Origin of the sequence: Ulvibacter antarcticus, assembly GCF_003688405.1 — a bacterium.
Classification (GTDB): domain Bacteria; phylum Bacteroidota; class Bacteroidia; order Flavobacteriales; family Flavobacteriaceae; genus Ulvibacter; species Ulvibacter antarcticus.
On the sequence record NZ_REFC01000011.1, the window covers coordinates 941,855 to 959,965 of the forward strand.

General features: G+C 37.0%; 17 protein-coding genes. 11 read left to right on the forward strand and 6 right to left on the reverse strand.

Annotated features, from left to right (window positions below; genetic code table 11):
• Positions 1 to 49: 49 nt before the first annotated feature.
• The 5 genes from rodA to purH form a co-directional block, all read right to left on the reverse strand.
• Entirely contained in the window at positions 50 to 1,306 is a 1,257-nt protein-coding gene (gene rodA / locus BXY75_RS04495; protein WP_121906485.1) for a rod shape-determining protein RodA, read from the reverse strand.
• Positions 1,306 to 3,174, reverse strand: coding sequence for a penicillin-binding protein 2 (gene mrdA / locus BXY75_RS04500; RefSeq protein ID WP_121906486.1), 1,869 nt, complete (start codon positions 3,172 to 3,174; stop codon positions 1,306 to 1,308). Before mrdA ends, rodA begins: the two co-directional genes overlap by 1 nt.
• Before the next feature lie 559 nt (positions 3,175 to 3,733).
• Positions 3,734 to 4,558 (reverse strand): rod shape-determining protein MreC, encoded by an 825-nt coding sequence (mreC, locus tag BXY75_RS04510; protein ID WP_121906488.1) that lies wholly within the window; start codon positions 4,556 to 4,558, stop codon positions 3,734 to 3,736.
• Positions 4,559 to 4,572: 14 nt separating this feature from the next.
• Positions 4,573 to 5,601, reverse strand: a complete 1,029-nt coding sequence (locus BXY75_RS04515) for a rod shape-determining protein (RefSeq protein WP_121906489.1) — start codon at positions 5,599 to 5,601, stop codon at positions 4,573 to 4,575.
• A 175-nt stretch (positions 5,602 to 5,776) separates the two neighbouring features.
• Complete coding sequence (gene purH / locus BXY75_RS04520) at positions 5,777 to 7,309, reverse strand: bifunctional phosphoribosylaminoimidazolecarboxamide formyltransferase/IMP cyclohydrolase (protein WP_121906490.1); 1,533 nt, start codon at positions 7,307 to 7,309, stop codon at positions 5,777 to 5,779.
• A gap of 221 nt (positions 7,310 to 7,530) precedes the next feature.
• Here purH and BXY75_RS04525 point away from each other — a divergent pair, with 221 nt between their 5' ends.
• Together BXY75_RS04525 and BXY75_RS04530 are read left to right on the forward strand one after the other, a co-directional pair.
• Complete coding sequence (locus tag BXY75_RS04525) at positions 7,531 to 8,787, forward strand: ABC transporter permease (protein WP_121906491.1); 1,257 nt, start codon at positions 7,531 to 7,533, stop codon at positions 8,785 to 8,787.
• A 130-nt stretch (positions 8,788 to 8,917) separates the two neighbouring features.
• Positions 8,918 to 10,375 (forward strand): FAD-dependent oxidoreductase, encoded by a 1,458-nt coding sequence (locus tag BXY75_RS04530; RefSeq protein WP_121906492.1) that lies wholly within the window; start codon positions 8,918 to 8,920, stop codon positions 10,373 to 10,375.
• 122 nt (positions 10,376 to 10,497) lie between these two features.
• Here the strand turns inward: BXY75_RS04530 and BXY75_RS04535 are convergent, their stop codons facing one another.
• A complete protein-coding gene (locus BXY75_RS04535; protein ID WP_121906613.1) occupies positions 10,498 to 10,953 on the reverse strand; it encodes a GAF domain-containing protein in 456 nt (151 codons plus the stop codon).
• Positions 10,954 to 11,041: 88 nt separating this feature from the next.
• Between BXY75_RS04535 and xrtF the strand changes: the two genes are divergently transcribed.
• The 9 genes from xrtF to BXY75_RS04580 all read left to right on the forward strand — a co-directional run bounded on the left by xrtF (position 11,042) and on the right by BXY75_RS04580 (position 18,103).
• Complete coding sequence (xrtF, locus tag BXY75_RS04540) at positions 11,042 to 11,596, forward strand: exosortase family protein XrtF (protein ID WP_121906493.1); 555 nt, start codon at positions 11,042 to 11,044, stop codon at positions 11,594 to 11,596.
• Positions 11,589 to 12,014, forward strand: coding sequence for an exosortase F system-associated membrane protein (locus tag BXY75_RS04545; protein WP_121906494.1), 426 nt, complete (start codon positions 11,589 to 11,591; stop codon positions 12,012 to 12,014). The genes xrtF and BXY75_RS04545 overlap by 8 nt, the downstream gene beginning before the upstream one ends.
• A gap of 42 nt (positions 12,015 to 12,056) precedes the next feature.
• On the forward strand, positions 12,057 to 12,602 hold the full coding sequence (locus tag BXY75_RS04550) for a DUF3347 domain-containing protein (RefSeq protein WP_121906495.1): 546 nt from the start codon (positions 12,057 to 12,059) through the stop codon (positions 12,600 to 12,602).
• 54 nt (positions 12,603 to 12,656) lie between these two features.
• On the forward strand, positions 12,657 to 13,067 hold the full coding sequence (locus BXY75_RS04555) for an HYC_CC_PP family protein (RefSeq protein WP_121906496.1): 411 nt from the start codon (positions 12,657 to 12,659) through the stop codon (positions 13,065 to 13,067).
• 317 nt (positions 13,068 to 13,384) lie between these two features.
• On the forward strand, positions 13,385 to 13,954 hold the full coding sequence (locus BXY75_RS04560) for a helix-turn-helix domain-containing protein (RefSeq protein ID WP_121906497.1): 570 nt from the start codon (positions 13,385 to 13,387) through the stop codon (positions 13,952 to 13,954).
• A 69-nt stretch (positions 13,955 to 14,023) separates the two neighbouring features.
• The gene (locus tag BXY75_RS04565) at positions 14,024 to 16,510 is read left to right on the forward strand and encodes a multicopper oxidase domain-containing protein (RefSeq protein WP_121906498.1); all 2,487 of its coding nucleotides are present in this window, start codon (positions 14,024 to 14,026) and stop codon (positions 16,508 to 16,510) included.
• Between the two features lie 33 nt (positions 16,511 to 16,543).
• A complete protein-coding gene (locus BXY75_RS04570) occupies positions 16,544 to 17,155 on the forward strand; it encodes a DUF3347 domain-containing protein (protein WP_121906499.1) in 612 nt (203 codons plus the stop codon).
• Positions 17,156 to 17,617, forward strand: a complete 462-nt coding sequence (locus tag BXY75_RS04575) for a heme-binding domain-containing protein (RefSeq protein WP_121906500.1) — start codon at positions 17,156 to 17,158, stop codon at positions 17,615 to 17,617. It abuts the gene before it with no gap.
• Between the two features lie 9 nt (positions 17,618 to 17,626).
• Positions 17,627 to 18,103, forward strand: coding sequence for a DUF305 domain-containing protein (locus BXY75_RS04580; RefSeq protein ID WP_121906501.1), 477 nt, complete (start codon positions 17,627 to 17,629; stop codon positions 18,101 to 18,103).
• Positions 18,104 to 18,111 lie beyond the last annotated feature (8 nt).

Consider the following 18,111-nt stretch of genomic DNA (forward strand, 5'->3'; position numbering starts at 1 on the left):
CTTCTTTAATTCAGTCTGCCTTTCCTTCCGAAGAAAATAACAAAATAACTTAGGAATGAACGAAGTTGGAGGCATCAAGCCGAATAAAAATAAAGAGTAAAATAGTGAAACCCCATAATCCGGAACCTCCGTAACTAAAGAAGGGGAGAGGAATTCCAACCGTAGGAAAAAGTCCGGTAACCATACCCACATTTACAAAGAAGTGAACAAATATAATGGCCGCAACACTATAGCCATATACCCGGCTAAACTGATTTTTCTGTCGTTCTGCTAACACCAGAACACGTACTATGAGCGCGACAAAGAGAGCAATTACAAGTAGGCTACCTAGAAATCCCCATTCCTCACCTACCGTGCTGAAAATATAATCGGTATGTTGTTCGGGAACAAAATTACCTTTGGTTTGGGTGCCCTGTGTCCAACCTTTTCCAAGCCAACCTCCATTACCAATGGCAATCTCACTCTGATTTGTATTATACCCAATACCTTTAGTATCTGTTTCCTTACCAAGAACTATGTTAAAACGGTCACGGTGGCGTTGTTCGAACACATTATTAAAAATGTAATTTACTGAAAACGCGAAGGCAATACTGGCGATAGCGATAGTGATATATTTCACCAGATTTGGACGTTTTTTCCTTCTCTTAAGATAAATGAATATCGCGATTAGCACGACTCCTCCTGCAACCCATGGGAATCCGAAAGCAAGCGTACTTACAAACAATGCTGCTGCAAAGAAACCAAGTAAAAGATAAACAAAATGTAATCCTTCTCGATATAAAGGAAAGACAAAAGCAGCATAGATAAGCGCACTTCCGGGATCTGGTTGTGGGATTATAAAAAGAGCCGGCAAAGCAATTATTAGGAAAGTTCTAATCTGGTATTTGAACTCCTTCATATTCGTTTGCATATCGCTTACATACTTCGATAATGCGAGGGCAGTTGCGGCTTTCGCGAACTCACTGGGTTGAAGTCCAAAGGCTCCAAAAGAATACCAGGATGTGGCGCCATTAATGTTATTTCCAAAGACAAATAGTCCTAAAAGTGATACTAAAGATATTATATAAATTATACTGGCGAAGCGTTCATAGAACTTCGCATCTATTGCAAGTAAAAAGATAATGAGAACAATACTGAGTATGATAAATAGGAGTTGCCGTGCATAAATTTGGCTAAAATCGAATAAGCCTTGAGCCGAATCGCTCAACGATGCAGAATATATATTGATCCAACCAATTCCAACTAAGGCGAGATAGAAGAATATAGTAAGCCAGTCGAAACGTACGTTGCTTTTTCCTACCGCCATTAATTATTAATTTTAAATGGTTCGCCACTTAATGGCTTGGCGTATTCTTCTTCCAAACTTCCTTCCAAGACATAGCGTTCCATGTCTGTTCGGGTAATTTCACCTTTAATATATTTTTCGATCATAAGTCCGGCGATACGTCCGGCCCATCTTGAACCCCAGTATCCATTTTCTACAAATACAGCGATTGCAATTTTCGGATTGTCTTTAGGTGCAAAGGCAATAAAAACTGAATGATCGGTAAGTTGTACTCGCTTACCGTCTATTTTCGTGAAATTTTCGGCTGTTCCGGTTTTACCACAAATCTCAATATCCGGAATTCTTATATAAGCAGCGGTCCCGTAATGATACACATCATTCATTCCTTGAACAACAGGTTCAAAATTTTCTGGATCTATCGTGGTTTGTATCTTTTCATTATATATGGATGGAATGGTGTCTGCCAAGTTTATGTTCTTGATAATATGAGGTCTGTAATACCAACCTCGATTAGCAATCGCCGCTGTAAAATTGGCCATTTGAATAGGAGTCAATAAAACTTCTCCTTGCCCAATCGCATTTGAAATAGTGGCCGTAGCATACCATTTTCGTTCGGGATAATTGTAAACTTTGTTATAAAGTGCTGCACTCGGTATTTTGCCGGGGCGACCACTTGGCAGGTCGGTGCCCAGATAGTGACCCAGACCAAAACTCTCCAAATGTTTTTCCCAGTTGTCAATACCTTCTTGAGGAGTAGGGTACTTTTCTATAGATCTTCTATAGACGGTGCAAAAATAGGCGTTGCAGGAATTTGCGATTCCACCAATCATTGCTAACGGACTCTTATGGTGGTGACAACCAAGTTTTCTTCCTCTACCATAAACGTAGCCTCCATGGCAGGAAACCGTTTCTTTTAGATCAATAACTCCCTCTTGAAGTCCAATTAAGGCAGTGAGCGTTTTAAATGGTGATCCCGGGGGGTATTCTCCTTGCAATCCACGATCATATAAAGGTTTTGCAATACTATCGTAATACAATTTTGTGTAGTTTCTGGATCGATCTCGTCCTACTAAAAGTCCCGGGTCGTAATAAGGTGCGGTTATTAAAGCTAGTATCTCTCCTGTAGCGGGTTCAATTGCAACAATACCTCCTCGTTTATTTACGAATAGCTTTTCACCATATGCCTGTAATTGTTCATCGATAGTCAGCGTGATATCCTTTCCTCGCTCTGGAAGCGTGTCAAAAATACCTTCTTTAAATGGACCAATATCACGGTTAAAGCGATCTTTCTGTATATACTTTACGCCTTTTACGCCTCTAAGAACATCTTCATATTGTTGTTCCACTCCTTGACGACCAATTAATTCACCCATTTGATAATATGGATTTTTGGCGATGATTCGTGGGTTAACCTCTGCTATATAACCCAATACATTAGCCGAATGTTTCACTTGATAATCACGAAGGGATCGTTTCTGAATGTAAAAACCTTCATATTTAAACATTTTTTCAGAGAGATAGGCATATTCAGCTTTTGTAAGCTGCGGGATTACAACTGAAGGCAAACGCGGGGAATATACTCTTGCTTTTTTCAGAATTCCTTTTAAATCAACTTTCGAAATCTTTAGGAGATTGCAAAACTCTAGGGTGTCGAATGCTTCCACATCTCTTGGAATCACCATCACATCATACGACGGTTGGTTGGCCACTAATAATTTTCCGTTTCGATCAAAAACGTAGCCCCTTTGTGGGTAGTCGTAAATTATCTTAATTGCATTGTTTTCAGATAATTGTTGAAAAGAAGTATTGTAGATCTGAAGATAGAAAAGCCGCCCGGCAAATACAATTCCGGTGATTAAAACAAGGGACAGCAATAATAATTTTCTCATTCTTTTAGGGCTACAATGGTAGTTTTATTAAATTTTCAAAGAAATAGACATTTCTTCAAAACTTCAATTTTTACGACCAAACAGTAATAGGGTACAAAATATTAGTAGTATACTAAATATACTTGAAAATAACGTTGATTTTAGTAGTAACAGTATATGTGCTAGGCTAAAAATTTCGAGTGAAAACAGAATTAAATGATGTATGAGCACAATTAGTGTAATGTACATAATTCTTTCCGCGAGTGGAGCCTTATTAATCTTGACCATATTGTACTGATAACTAACACCAAAGGAGAATTTTAGGATCACGGGTCTTATATACGCAATTGCAACACATGAAGCTGCATGTATTCCTCCCGTGTCGCCAAAAAGATCAATACTTAATCCTAATAAGAAGCTAAGAAAAATAAGAAGTGTTTTATTGCCATCCAGAGGATAAACTAAAATAAAAATCACATATAAATAAGGATTTATATATCCTAAAAAGTTGATGTGATTTAAAAGTAGCACTTGTAAAAATACCAGGGATAGAAATCTAACTACATTTACAATGATCACGCTATTGTTCATCTTCTCCCTCTTTTTCCAATGTTTTTATCTCTTCCGCGTCATTGTTTTCAATAATGTATACGTGCTTTAAGTTGGTCATATCATTAAAAAGAAGCACATCCATGTTATAACTGTCATTTTCTCCAAGTTCAAATGCTTTAATCGTTCCTATTAGCAGTCCTTCCGGGAAGATAGTAGATTTTCCATCGGTGATTATGGTATCACCTATTTTTATCGGGGCTAGTCTGTTAACATCTGTAAGTTGAACTATATTCGGATCTTTTGTATTCCAGATAAGACTTCCGAAGTGATTAGAATTCTTCATCCTCGCATTGATCTGACTATTGGTGTTTAATATTGACTGTACCGTAGCGTAATTTTTAGAAACATTATTGACAATTCCAACGATCCCGGTAGACGAAATCACTCCCATATCCAACAAAATTCCATCTTTAGAACCCTTTTTTAAAGTCAGTAAATTCTTGGTTTTAGAATAGGTATTATTGATTACTCTGGCAGAAACAAAACTGTATTTTTTAGGAAGGGCACTGCTGTCTTTGATTTTTTCTTCGGAAACATTTTTATAGGATTCCAGCGCTTTTCGCAATCTAATATTTTCAGAAGTTAGATTTTTGTTTTCTTCTTCCAATCCGAAGTAACCGGTAATATCGCTTTTTACTGAATACACTCCGCCACTCAGAAAATTGGCAGAACTCATAAATTTAGCATGATGAAACGAATGTGATTGTATGGTTAATCCTAAACCACAAATAAACAAAGCAGCAAACAACAGGAAATTTTTATTCCGTATAAAGAAAAAGATAATCTGTTGCATGTGGTCTTATTCCTTTATTTTATCAATACGCTCTTGTATTTAGCGAGGTTCTTTAGGCAGATACCAGTTCCTCGTACAACTGCTCTTAAAGGATCTTCAGCGATATACACTGGAAGGTCCGTTTTTTGAGAAAGTCGTTTGTCCAGACCTCTTAGCATTGAGCCACCTCCGGCAAGATAAATTCCGGTGTTGTAGATATCTGCAGCAAGTTCTGGTGGAGTTTGTGATAGGGTTTCCATCACAGCATCTTCTATTCGAAGAATCGATTTATCTAAAGCTTTCGCAATTTCACGATATGAAGTTTGAACCTGTTTTGGTTTCCCGGTAAGTAAATCCCTTCCCTGGACATCCATCTCATCTGGGGGTAATTCCAGATCTTCGGTAGCCGCACCAATTTGAATTTTAATTTTCTCAGCAGTTCGTTCACCTACATATAAGTTATGTTGAGTACGCATATAGTAAACGATATCATTAGTAAATACGTCACCGGCCACCTTTACAGATTTATCACATACAATACCTCCAAGGGCAATTACCGCAATTTCTGTAGTTCCACCTCCTATATCCACAACCATATTTCCTTTAGGCTGCATAATGTCAACTCCAATACCAATAGCGGCTGCCATAGGTTCGTGAATTAAATACACTTCTTTTCCATTTACCCTTTCGGCGCTTTCTTTTACCGCTCTCATTTCTACCTCGGTAATTCCACTAGGAATACAAATTACCATTCTAAGCGAAGGTTTTAGCCATTTCTTTTTAAGTGCAGGAATATCGTTGATAAACATGTTTATCATTTTTTCGCTGGCATCAAAATCTGCTATTACTCCGTCTTTTAGAGGACGGATTGTTTTAATATTTTCATGTGTTTTTCCCTGCATCATCGCCGCCTCTCTTCCTACTGCTATTATTTTTCCAGTAGTGCGATCTCTGGCTACAATAGAGGGTGCATCCACAACGACTTTGTCATTATGAATGATAAGTGTATTGGCAGTACCAAGATCGATCGCAATTTCTTCAGTTAAGAAGTCAAAAAATCCCATAAGCTATTTGGCGGTATTGAAATTAAACGTGCTGAGTTCCAGTTATTTTGAACACTTTTAAAAGTTTTTTAAAAAAACATAAAAAAATAGTAATTGCCTCCAAAATTTCGTAAAAGTTTAAACTTTTCGATCAATAAAATTGAAAACTGCTCTCAAATCACAAATATATTAAAATTTAGTGCTTAAAATGACGTGTTCCGGTAAATACCATTGCCATTTTATGCTCATTACAGTAATTGATACTCAATTCATCTTTTATAGAACCTCCAGGTTGTATCACCGCTGTGATTCCTGCGTTGTCTGCTATCTCCACGCAGTCCGGAAACGGGAAGAACGCATCACTCGCCATTACCGACCCTTTTAGATCAAATTTAAAGTCAGTTGCTTTGTCGATTGCATGTCTTAATGCATCTACCCTAGACGTCTGTCCGGCACCGCTGGCACAAAGTTGTTTGCCTTTTGCTAAAACAATCGTATTCGACTTGGTGTGTTTGCAAATTTTCGAAGCGAATATCAAGTCTTCTAACTCACTTGCCGTTGGTTTATTGTTGGTGGCAGCAGTTAAATTTTCTGCGCTATCAGTAATTCCATCCTTATCTTGAACAAGCGCACCATTTAAACAGGTTCTAACTGTGGTTTTCGGTAATGCAACTTCTTTCTGAACTAATATTCTTCGATGCTTTTTCCCTTTTAAAATCTCAAGTGCTTTTTCTGAATAAGACGGTGCGATAACCACCTCGCAAAAAAGCTGGTGAATTTCTTCTGAAGTAGCCTCATCAATTTCAACATTAGAAATTAAAATTCCACCGAAAGCCGAAACCGGGTCACCCGCGAGGGCATCTAGATAAGCTTGTTTTACAGTGTCTCTTTGTGCAAGGCCACAAGCATTGTTATGTTTCAGAATAGCAAAGGTAGGCGCTTCACCTTGAAATTCAGACATTAGATTCACAGCCGCATCTACATCCAAAAGATTGTTATAACTCAATTCTTTTCCGTGTAAGGTATCGAACATGGCGTCAAAGTTTCCGAAGAAAAACCCTTTCTGATGCGGATTTTCACCATAACGAAGCACTTTTCCGTTGGTTTCGCTAATCTTCAATGCTGCAATACTGTGATCGCTGTTAAAATAGTTGAAAATTGCAGTGTCATAATTGGAAGAGATGTTAAACGATTTGGCAGCAAAATTACGTCTGCTTTCCAAGCTTATATTTCCATTGTCCTCGGAAAGGATTTCCAATAATTCGTTGTAATCTTCCATAGAAGAAACACAAAGGGTATCTTTAAAATTCTTTGCTGCAGCACGTATCAATGAAATACCACCAATATCAATTTTTTCAATAATATCTTGTTCCGAAGCACCAGAAGCAACCGTTTTTTCGAAGGGATATAAGTCTACAATCACCAAATCCAATTGCGGAATGTTAAATTGTCCCATTTCACGAACATCACTATCGTTATCCTGACGGTTTAAAATTCCACCAAAAACCTTGGGATGTAAAGTTTTTACACGACCTCCTAAAATTGAAGGATAATCAGTCACATCTTCAACAGCAATAACATCAATACCCAATTCATTGATAAATTTTTGGGTACCTCCTGTAGAGTAAATTATTACACCTTGTTCGTTAAGTTTCTTTACAATAGGGGCAAGTCCTTCCTTGTGAAAGACTGAGATTAATGCACTTCCTATTTTTTTTGTGTTGCTCATGGAATAGAATTTTTATCACCTGCCCTTGGCAGGAAGCTGCAAAAGTACATAATTACACAAGAAATTTGTAACATTAGTTATTAGAAAACGTCATATTAATCATTCCATTTAATTGACTTTAATCGCTGATGATTTGAATCGGTGATTACGAGTTTAAAATGATAAAGGAAATAGCCGTATTTTTATAGAAGAATACCAGAATTGTAAACCCGAACCAACCAATGTTAATTTATTTACGCGTCTTAAAAGAGAGTTTTAATTTTGCAATAAATGCACTTAAAAACAATAAGTTGCGTACTTTTTTGTCATTATTAGGGGTAACTATTGGTATTTTTTCCATCATTGCGGTTTTAGCGGCAGTTGATTCATTAAAAAAGGAGATTGAAGGGAGTATTAGTTCCTTAGACAATTCTACTATTTACTTAGGACGTTTTTCATTTGGTCCAACAGAAGTTCCACGCTGGAAGGCAGAGCAATTTCCGGATGTTACTTACGAAGAATACCAATATCTCAAACGAACAGTTCCGGATCTTTTTGCAGCCTCCTTTACTTTAAATGTTCCGGTGGCCACCATGAAATATGAGGATAAAACTGTGAGTAATGTGGAGATTGGAGCTATTACGAACGAGTATTATGATATTGAAGCATTAAAAATAGAACATGGACGTTTCTTTAATGAAGCAGAATCTGCCAGTGGGGTTGAGGTTGCTGTAATTGGTGACGAGATTGCAAATATTTTATTCGGTTCTCCCGAAGCTGCAATCGGACAAAAAGCGCGTTTGTATGGTCGTAATTTTATTATTATCGGTGTGCTTGAAAAAGAAGGTGCCGGATTGTTTGGAAACTCCAGAGATACTGCAGCTTATCTACCCGTAAATTCAATTCGAAAGATCTTCGGAAATAACAACCGTGCCTTGTTTCCATTTATCATTATTAAACCTGAAAAGGGAGCGGACCAGGCAGAATTTGTTGCTATTTTAGGTCAAAAGCTTCGTGCCTTAAGAGGCTTGAAGCCAGATGAGATTGATAACTTTTTTGTAAACGAGTTAAAAGGATTTACCGATTTAATCGATAATATCACAACAAATCTCAATATTATGGGATTAATTATTAGTGGATTTTCACTCTTGGTGGGTGGTTTTGGGATTGCTAATATTATGTTTGTGAGTGTGAAGGAACGCACCAATTTAATCGGAATTCAAAAGTCACTTGGAGCAAAAAATAAATTTATCATGTTTCAGTTCTTGTTTGAAGCGATGATCCTTGCTGTAATAGGTGGGTTAATAGGATTACTTCTGGTTTTTATCGTGTCTGTAATTGCATCCTCGTTTGCAGGGGATTTCGAATTTGTCCTTTCACCATTAAATTTATTAATAGGAACTGCTGTTTCGGCGGTAATTGGATTAGTATCTGGAATACTTCCGGCTATTTCGGCATCTCGTTTAGATCCTGTAGAAGCAATTAGAACCGGGATGTAGACTTTAATTTTAAACCTTTCAGAAAAAATGAAAATCATATTCGCAGCGATGCTATTCAATATGGCAAAAGTGGAAACGGCTATGTTTTTCGCTATGTTTGAAAGCCGAAATCAGATTAAATAAAGCATAGTTGAATAAGGAAGAAAATGAACGCGCTAATTGGGCCATTTGTCCCGAATGTAAGGGTCGCGGTAAGAAAAGCCAAAGGATTCGTAAAAAAGCAAAGTTTCAATACAAAAGGGCACTCGATCAATTTGAAAAATCAGAAGGTAAAGGGAAGGCTCCTGTCCGTCCTAAAGGTCACTTGTATTCATGCTTGAACTGTGACGGATCAGGGTTGCTTCGGTCCAATCTCCAACCAATAACAGATAAAGTAAACTTTCCACACATTGCTATCATTGGCGGAGGCATAAGCGGTGTTGCTTTGGCAGTGGCATGTTGGCATCGGGGTATTCCATTTACCATTTATGAGCGAGATAGTAGCTTCGATGCCCGGTCTCAGGGTTACGGACTCACGTTGCAGCAAGCTAGTAAAGCGATCGAGGGATTGGGACTTTTTACATTAAATGAAGGGGTGATTTCTACGAGACATCTGGTTCATACCACAGACGGTAAAGTAATAGGTGAGTGGGGGATGAGAAAGTGGTTACAGTCTAGTACAAAAACGTCTCCAAAACGCACCAATATGCATATCGCACGACAGTCTTTACGATTTAAGCTACTGGAGCAACTCAGAGGAAAAAGTATTGTGCAGTGGGACCACCAGTTGGTGGCTATAAAGGAAAGTAAAAATTCGGGTGTCAAGCTTAGTTTTCAAGTTGATGGAAAAGTGAAGACGGCTAAGGCTGATCTTGTGGTCGGTGCCGACGGTATACGCAGTTCGGTGCGTCGCTTGCTAATAGGAGAGGATGTTACTCCGTTAAGGTACTTAGGTTGTATGGTGATATTGGGCATCTGTCCTTTAGAGCTTATTGAATCTCTTAACAGTTCTTTGTTAGATTCGGCTACGGTCTTTCAGACTGCCAATGGGAATGAGCGAATTTATATGATGCCTTATACTTCAGATTCAGTCATGTGGCAACTTAGCTTTCCTATTTCAGAAAAAGAGGCTAAAGTTATAAGTGCTAAAGGAGCCAAAGAACTCAAAAAAGAAGCCTGTCGTAGAACGCAATGGCACGATCCTATTCCTCAGATTCTTGCTGCTACCAAGGAAGCTCAGATTTCTGGCTATCCGGTATATGATCGGGAATTGCTCACATCCGGATTGTTAGATACATGCGGTAAAGTAACGCTTATCGGAGATGCGGCTCACCCAATGAGTCCTTTTAAAGGGCAAGGGGCAAATCAAGCGCTCCTAGATGCGTTGGCATTAGCGAGGAAGGTCTTTTTAAAATGCGGTCCCTTTTCTGAATGGAGAGAAGTTGGAATAAGGCAAAGTGTATTAACTGAGTTTGAATCGAAAATGTTAGCTCGCACTGCGTCTAAAGTGAAAGATTCGGCTGAAGCTGCAAGATTACTACATTCTGAAATTGTACTACATGAAGGTAATGAACCGAGAGGACGGTGTTTAAAGAAAAGAGATGCTTAATAACCACATACAAATATTCGCAGTTTCTGATTAGAAAAAGCTTTAGTAAGATGTCATAAGTGTCCTATCCTAATGATAGAATAAATTATAAATAAGGGAAAAACTATGCCTATCAGTGAGATTTACAAAATTTTAGCAACCTGCTCATTGACCCACTCTAAGAAACGCTCGTCTTCCGGAGCGAATGGATTTTCGGTATGTGAATCAATATCGATTTGCCCAATATTTTTACCATCCTTAAATAGTGGAATCACAATTTCCGCCTTTACATACATGCTACAAGCGATGTAATTGTTTTGTGCCTTGACATCGGCGACGATAAAATTCTCATTCGATTCTGCTACTTGTCCGCAAATACCTTTTCCGAAGGGAATAACAGTATGATCTGTAGGTTCGCCAGCGAAAGCCTTTAAGTGTAATGTTCGGGCTGCTTCGTTAGCAAAGTAAAATCCTACCCAGTCGTAATATCCAATAGTGGATTGCAGCAGCTCACAAATTTCGGTCATACGCTGTGATGACGTTTCATTGTTATTTGCTAAAATGGTTGTTACTTTATGGCGTAGTGCGTCGAATGGCATTTTTCGTTGTTTTATGTAAAAGTATTTGAAAAGCGTTATAAACACCAAAATCAAATGCTGTATTTTTGTTAAAAATTGAAACATTTAATTGAAGGATCTTCTTGTAAAATATAAAAGTGTTATCCGATTTGTATTGCTTTTTATGGGTACTTACCTCATACTTAGTTTTACTTATTCTATGTATTTGAAGCTTTCTGAAGGAGGTTCGTATCATCCCGATTTGGTTACACATTTAGTCGCGAAACAAAGCACAACTATCATTTCCGGATTTGGTTACAATGCCGATATAGTTGCTCATGAAACAAAGCCACAGATGGTGTTGTACATGAATAACGAATATCTGGCGAGCATTATTGAAGGGTGTAATTCACTGAGTATTATCATACTTTTTATAGCATTTATTGTAGCATTTGCACAGAATTTCAAGAAAACGGCTCTTTATATTCTCGCAGGATCTGTCTTAATCTATGGGGTGAATATCATTCGAATTGTCATTCTTGCTATTCTCTTATTTCATTATCCTGAACAAGAAAAGTTATTACATGGTGTCGTCTTTCCCGCGATTATCTACGGAATGGTCTTTTTGTTATGGATGCTTTGGGTAAAAAAGTTGGTTCCAAATCAAACAGCTGCCGATGTCTAAGTTATTAAAAATAGCGGCTGTTTTAGTATTATTGTTCCTTCTGATGGGTATTCGTGGCTATGAAGATCAATTGTTCTATGATCCTTTGTTGACCTTTTTTAAATCCATTCAGGAGAAACCGATACTGCCGGAAATGGATCTGGTAATGCTATTTCTTAATGTAAGCCTTCGATTTGCAATGAATACGATTATTTCATTGGCGATTCTTTGGATTATTTTTCAGAATAAAGACATCGTTAGGCTTTCAGTTATTTTATATCTCGTTTTGATAATAGTGTTACTACCTGTATTCTTTGTGCTTGTAAATGCTTCGGAAGGAGGACAACACATGACGCTGTTCTACGTAAGACGATTTTTAATTCAGCCAATCTTTTTGCTGATATTAATTCCAGCGTTTTATTTTCAGAAGAAAAAGTAACAACAAATTTTAATATCTTTGCACTTCAGAAAAAAGAAAACTATGAAACTATTTAAGCTACTTACTATCGCCTTTGTGTTAACTGCTTTTGTTGCCTGTAATGAAGATAAAAAGAAGTCGGAACCTGAAGTAGTCACTGTTGAAGCCACTCCCCAAAAGACAGTTTACAGTCCTGCAAAAACTGAAGCAGAATTTAAGGATCCAAAGTTGGCAGATATGTTTGATTCATATATCAATTTAAAAACGGCACTTGTAAATACCAATAATGTGATCACATCGGGGGCTTCATTAGCTCTTATTAAAAAGATGAAAGATTTAGAAGCTGATAATGCTACTGTTATTGCTTTGGAAACCATTGCGAAGTCCAACGATATTGAAGAACAACGTAAGGAGTTTGTGGTGGTGACGACGACTGTTGAAAGTATGATAAAGAATCAGATAGCTTCGGGTACGATCTACAAGCAATTTTGTCCGATGGCTTTTGGAAACAAAGGAGCCTATTGGTTAAGCAATAGCAAGGATATTAAAAACCCTTATTTTGGTGACAAAATGCTAAAATGTGGGCGTATTACTGAAGAGCTTAAGTAAATTTTATAATAATCTTAAGTTAAAGGCGTAATTTTTATCTTATTTTTACATTAAATGAAAAAAGTAATCTCCATATTTCTATCTGTCTTGCTTTTAGTGAGTAGTAGTGGTATTGCCTATGCGCAACATTTTTGTGGTGATTATGAAATGCTTTCAGAAGTAACACTTGGGGAGAAACATCTCTCCTGTGGTATGACTATGACGAAAACACCATGTGCAAATGGTGAACAAATAGAAGACCCCAATTGTTGTGACAATCAATTCACGCAAATAGATACCGACGATAATTTTGCGAAAGCAAATTTTGATATTCAATTTAATCAGCATTTTGTTGCTGCATTGGTTTCCGTTTTTGTTCTATATGAAACTCTTGAACAAGAAGTTGAAAAAGATACTTACTTTGAGTATCAACCCCCTCCACTCGTCAAAGACATAGCTGTGCTTTACGAGACTTTCCTTATTTGATTTTATTACAATAACATCCAATCTGGATGTGCGCCTGCGTTTCTAAATTTTTGGAAACGTATTCACGGACTATGTACTAAAATTAATAAAATGACACATACTTATAGAATTGAGGATACATCCCATCACGGGTGTAGACCTTATATTAAAAAATCACTTGCTGTTGTTCAAACTCAGCGGCACCATGAAGATTCCATTTTCGGAATTATAACATCTTTTTTTATTAAAATCTTTACGAAGGAAGTGAACAAAAATGTTGGCAAAACTGATTGTTATAGTTCAAATCTTCATGATAAGAATCTTAAATAACCTTAATAATGGAAAAGATATATTACATAAAGAACATGGTTTGCGACCGCTGTATTTTGGTTGTTAAAGATGCGATGGAGGATGAATCATTAAAAGTAGAGAGTATAAAATTAGGAGAGGTTGTAATAGATTCAGAAGATCATGATGATGTTACAAACACCCTTGAAAGGATATTCGTTAATAGTGCATTTTCGCTGTTAACTAGCTCAGATTTGCAGCTAGTTGAAAATGTAAAAACTACTTTGATAAGACTGTTTGACGACCTCCCCCTTAATTTAAATGAAAATATTTCAAGTCTATTGGCAAGAGAACTGAATCAGGACTACTCGAAAATGAGCAAGATTTTTTCTACTAGGGAAAAAATCACAATCGAAAAATATTTTATAAAACTAAGAATAGAAAAGGTTAAGGAGCTTATTCAAAATGATGAGTTAAATTTTACAGAAATAAGTCAGCTATTGGATTATAGTAATGTAAATCACCTAAGCACCCAGTTTAAAAATAGTACTGGGAAGAATTTAACGCTATATAAGGTTAATAATAAAAATTTTAGAAACTCTTTAGACCGAATTTTATAGATAATAACCAAAATCTTAAATATGAGATTTTGGTTTGAGGTATAATTTTACAGAAAATTAAAATGTATCATGAAAAATACTATTATCATTTTACTATTACTAATGTCTGGCTTTCTCATGAAGGCGCAAAGACAGGCATCTGTTGAAGGAAATGTAGAGAACCTTCCGGTTCGTGAATATACGCTTGAAATTAAAGCGGAGAAAGTAAATAAAACCGGCAAGACGGTTTCCGGAATGACAATCAATGGTTCTACTCCGGGACCAACTTTAGAATTTACTGAAGGAGAGTATGCAGTTATTCATGTAACCAATAAGATGAAGGTAGAAACTTCAATACATTGGCATGGAATATTGCTGCCTAATTTCTATGATGGTGTCCCTTATTTAACAACGCCTCCAATTAGGCCGGGAGAAACATTTACCTACGAATTTGCACTCAACCAATCCGGAACTTATTGGTATCATTCACATACCATGCTTCAGGAACAAAGTGGGGTGTTTGGTGCATTGGTAATAAAACCTAAAGAAAAAACATTTGACTACGATCACGAACAAGTATTGTTGTTATCCGATTGGACCGATGAAAAACCTTTAGATGTTCTAAGAACCTTAAAACGTGGTACTGAATGGTACAATATTAAAAAAGGTACTGCGACGCCTTTAAACAAGGTGATTGCGAGAGGAGCATTTGGGGCTCAGGTGGATTTTTGGAGACAACGAATGGAAGGTGCTGATATAGCCGATATTTACTATCCCACTTTTTTAACTAATGGCCTTTCAACAGTAGAGTATCCTAATTATAAGCCCGGTGAGAAAGTCAGATTGCGAATAATCGATGGATCAGCTTCTACCTCATTTTGGCTGACTTTTGGTGGACAAACACCTCAATTAATTTCAGCAGATGGTTTAGATGTGCTGCCGGTTGCACACAATAAGACATTTATTGGAGTTGCAGAAAGCTACGATTTCATAGTTACAATTCCTGAGGAAGGTAAAATTGAAATCAGAGCTATGGCGCAGGATGGATCAGGTGTAACGACGGCATATTTAGGAGAAGGAAAGATTTTACCGGCAGAAATTGTGCCCAAACCTGACAAGATTGCTATGATGCAGCAAATGGCCAGTATGAAAATGAAAATGGGAGCGCACGCATTAAAATTTCAACCTGGAAAGGATGAACGCTATGAAATGAAAGAAGAATATGGCATGAAAATGAATCATTCAGAAGGTATGAAAATGGAAGGAATGGATCATTCGAAGATGGATCATTCCAATATGAAAGATATGAAGATGTCTTCCGAAGAGAATAAGGAAACAAAGCCCAAGGATAGTACTATGCAAATGGAAATGGATCATTCAAAGATGGATCATTCCAATATGAAAGATATGAAGATGTCTTCCGAAGAGAAAAAGAAAACCATGCCCAAGGATAGCACTATGCAGATGGAAATGGATCATTCAAAGATGGATCATTCCAATATGAAAGATATGAAGATGCCTTCCGAAGCGAAAAATGAAGGAATGGATAGTATGGAAGGAATGAGCATGAACCCCGAATACAATTACGATTATCTAAGATCTCCTGAAAAAACGAATTATAGTAAGGACGTTCCGGTAACTGAAATACTTCTTAATCTCACCGGAAATATGAATCGATATATCTGGAGTATGAACGGCGTGCCATTGTCTGAAACCGATAATATCAAAATAAAGAGTAATGAAGTCACGCGCATCACTTTTAACAATCTAACCATGATGCATCACCCTATGCACCTGCATGGACATTTTTTTAGAGTAATTAATAAAAATGGCGAGTATTCTCCTTTAAAGCATACTGTGAATGTTCCTCCAATGGAAGAAATCACTATTGAATTTTATGGTAATGAATATGGGGATTGGTTTTTTCATTGTCATATCTTATATCATATGATGAGTGGAATGACACGTGTTTTTAGTTATGACACTCCCCGTGATGATCGATTAAAAGCTTATCCGGTTTCAAATCTTATCGCGGAAGCAAACCATTGGTATTCCTGGGGGACCATAGATGGCGCTTCGCATATGGGGGAATTAAATTTGACAGCTTCGAATATTAGAAACCAATTTAATCTAATGGCAGAATACGGCTGGAATCAAAACGTAGAAGCAGAATTTACGTACGAACGCTATTTACACGATTACCTAAGGATATTTGGAGGAGTGAATGTGGAAAATGGGATGGAAGACAGTTTGGACGATCTTGAAGTAACAGCGGTTGCGGGTATTCGATATCTTACTCCTTATTTGTTTAATCTCGATGTGCGTGTGGATAATAAATTGCGACCACAGATAAGTCTTAGCCGGGAGATTATGATATTTCCGCGTACTGCTATCTTCGGAAGTTATGAATACCAAGTAGATTTAGGACTTGTTAATGATTTTGCGCCGGGAATTAATTATAGCGATGAGACTGTTTGGAGCGCAGGAGTGGAGTACTTTCTTTCAAAGAATTTTTCACTCATGGCGAGCTACGACAATAGATTTGGAGCCGGGGGTGGATTATCAGCGCGATTTTAAATAAAATTCAATAATTAATCTAAATATAAATAAATGAAAAAAGTAAGATTGACAATGGGAATGTTAGTACTAGCAGTACTAAGCCTAACCGCAATGTCTTGTAAAGACGCGAACAAGGAGCATGATAATGCCGATGGACATCATAATGAAGCGACAGAGCAAAATGATATGATGAAAAATGAAAGCATGAATACAGCTAAAAGCATGAATAAAATGGGACAGGATGACCACGCAGAGGCTGTATTGACCGATTATTTTATCTTGAAAGACGCCTTAGCTGCCGATGATAAAGCAAAAGCTTCGGAAGCCGGCAAGAAACTAGTAAGTACTTTAGGTGATTTTGATTACTCAACCTATTCGAAAGAGGAACAAACAGACCTTGAAGATATTATTGCCGATGCAACCGAACATGCAGAGCATATTAGTACTAGTGAAATGGGGCATCAAAGAGAACACTTTAAAATGTTAAGTAAAGATGTCATGGATATGGTAGCTATAACAGGATCAAAACGCAAAATGTATGAGCAATTTTGTCCTATGTACGATAATGGAAGCGCTTGGTTAAGTATGAGTAGTGAAATTAGTAATCCATATTATGGTAGTAAAATGCTGAAATGTGGTAGAGTTGAACGAGAAATCAACTAATTGAAATATCTGAAACTAATAGGGTTTATAATTTTGGTTGCGTTTGTAGGCATACAATTAGTGCCTACAGCGCTTAATAAAAGTGAGGTTGATTTGACAACTGATATTTCGGAAATAGAAAATACATCCGAAAATATTCAAATATTATTGTCCGAATCTTGCTATGATTGCCATAGTAACAATACCAACTATCCTTGGTATATTAAAATACAGCCCGTGGCTTGGTTTCTTGAAGATCATATAAAAGTAGGAAAAGCCGAACTTAATTTCAATGAGTGGGCTACCTATTCTAGTAGAAGAAAACGAAGTAAGCTAAAATCGATCATAAGTCAGGTTGAAAAAGATGAAATGCCGCTGTCGTCATATACTTTAATTCATAGAGAAGCAAAACTGACAAAAAGCGATAAAGAGTTAATCGTTCGATGGGCAAACCAAAGACTTGATTCAATAAATAATAACTAATTAGAAATTATGGAAAAAACTAATCACAACAATAAGAAAAGTACTTATTCGAAGTTTTTGTTAATGCTTTTGGCTTCATTTATAGCAATGTACATAACCATGTATTTGAATACTTATGAAGTTGATCACGTATATTTTAGTTTAACACGATTCTATATGTCTTGTTTGGGTATCGCAACGATGGCGGTAATTATGTTTTTATTTATGAAACATATGTACACAGATAAAAAGAAAAACATAGCCATTCTTGCCGGTAGTGCAATACTATTTTTTGGGGCATTATTTTTAGTGCGTTCCCAAAAGCCAATTGGAGACGTATTGTGGCTGAAAGCAATGATTCCGCATCATTCTATTGCAATTCTTACTAGTGAGCGAGCCGATATAAAAGATCCGGAAGTAAAAAAACTTGCTGATGAAATTATCGAAGCTCAAAAAAAGGAAATTTCCGAAATGAAAGCTGCTATTAAAAGGTTACAAGACCAATAAAATATAAC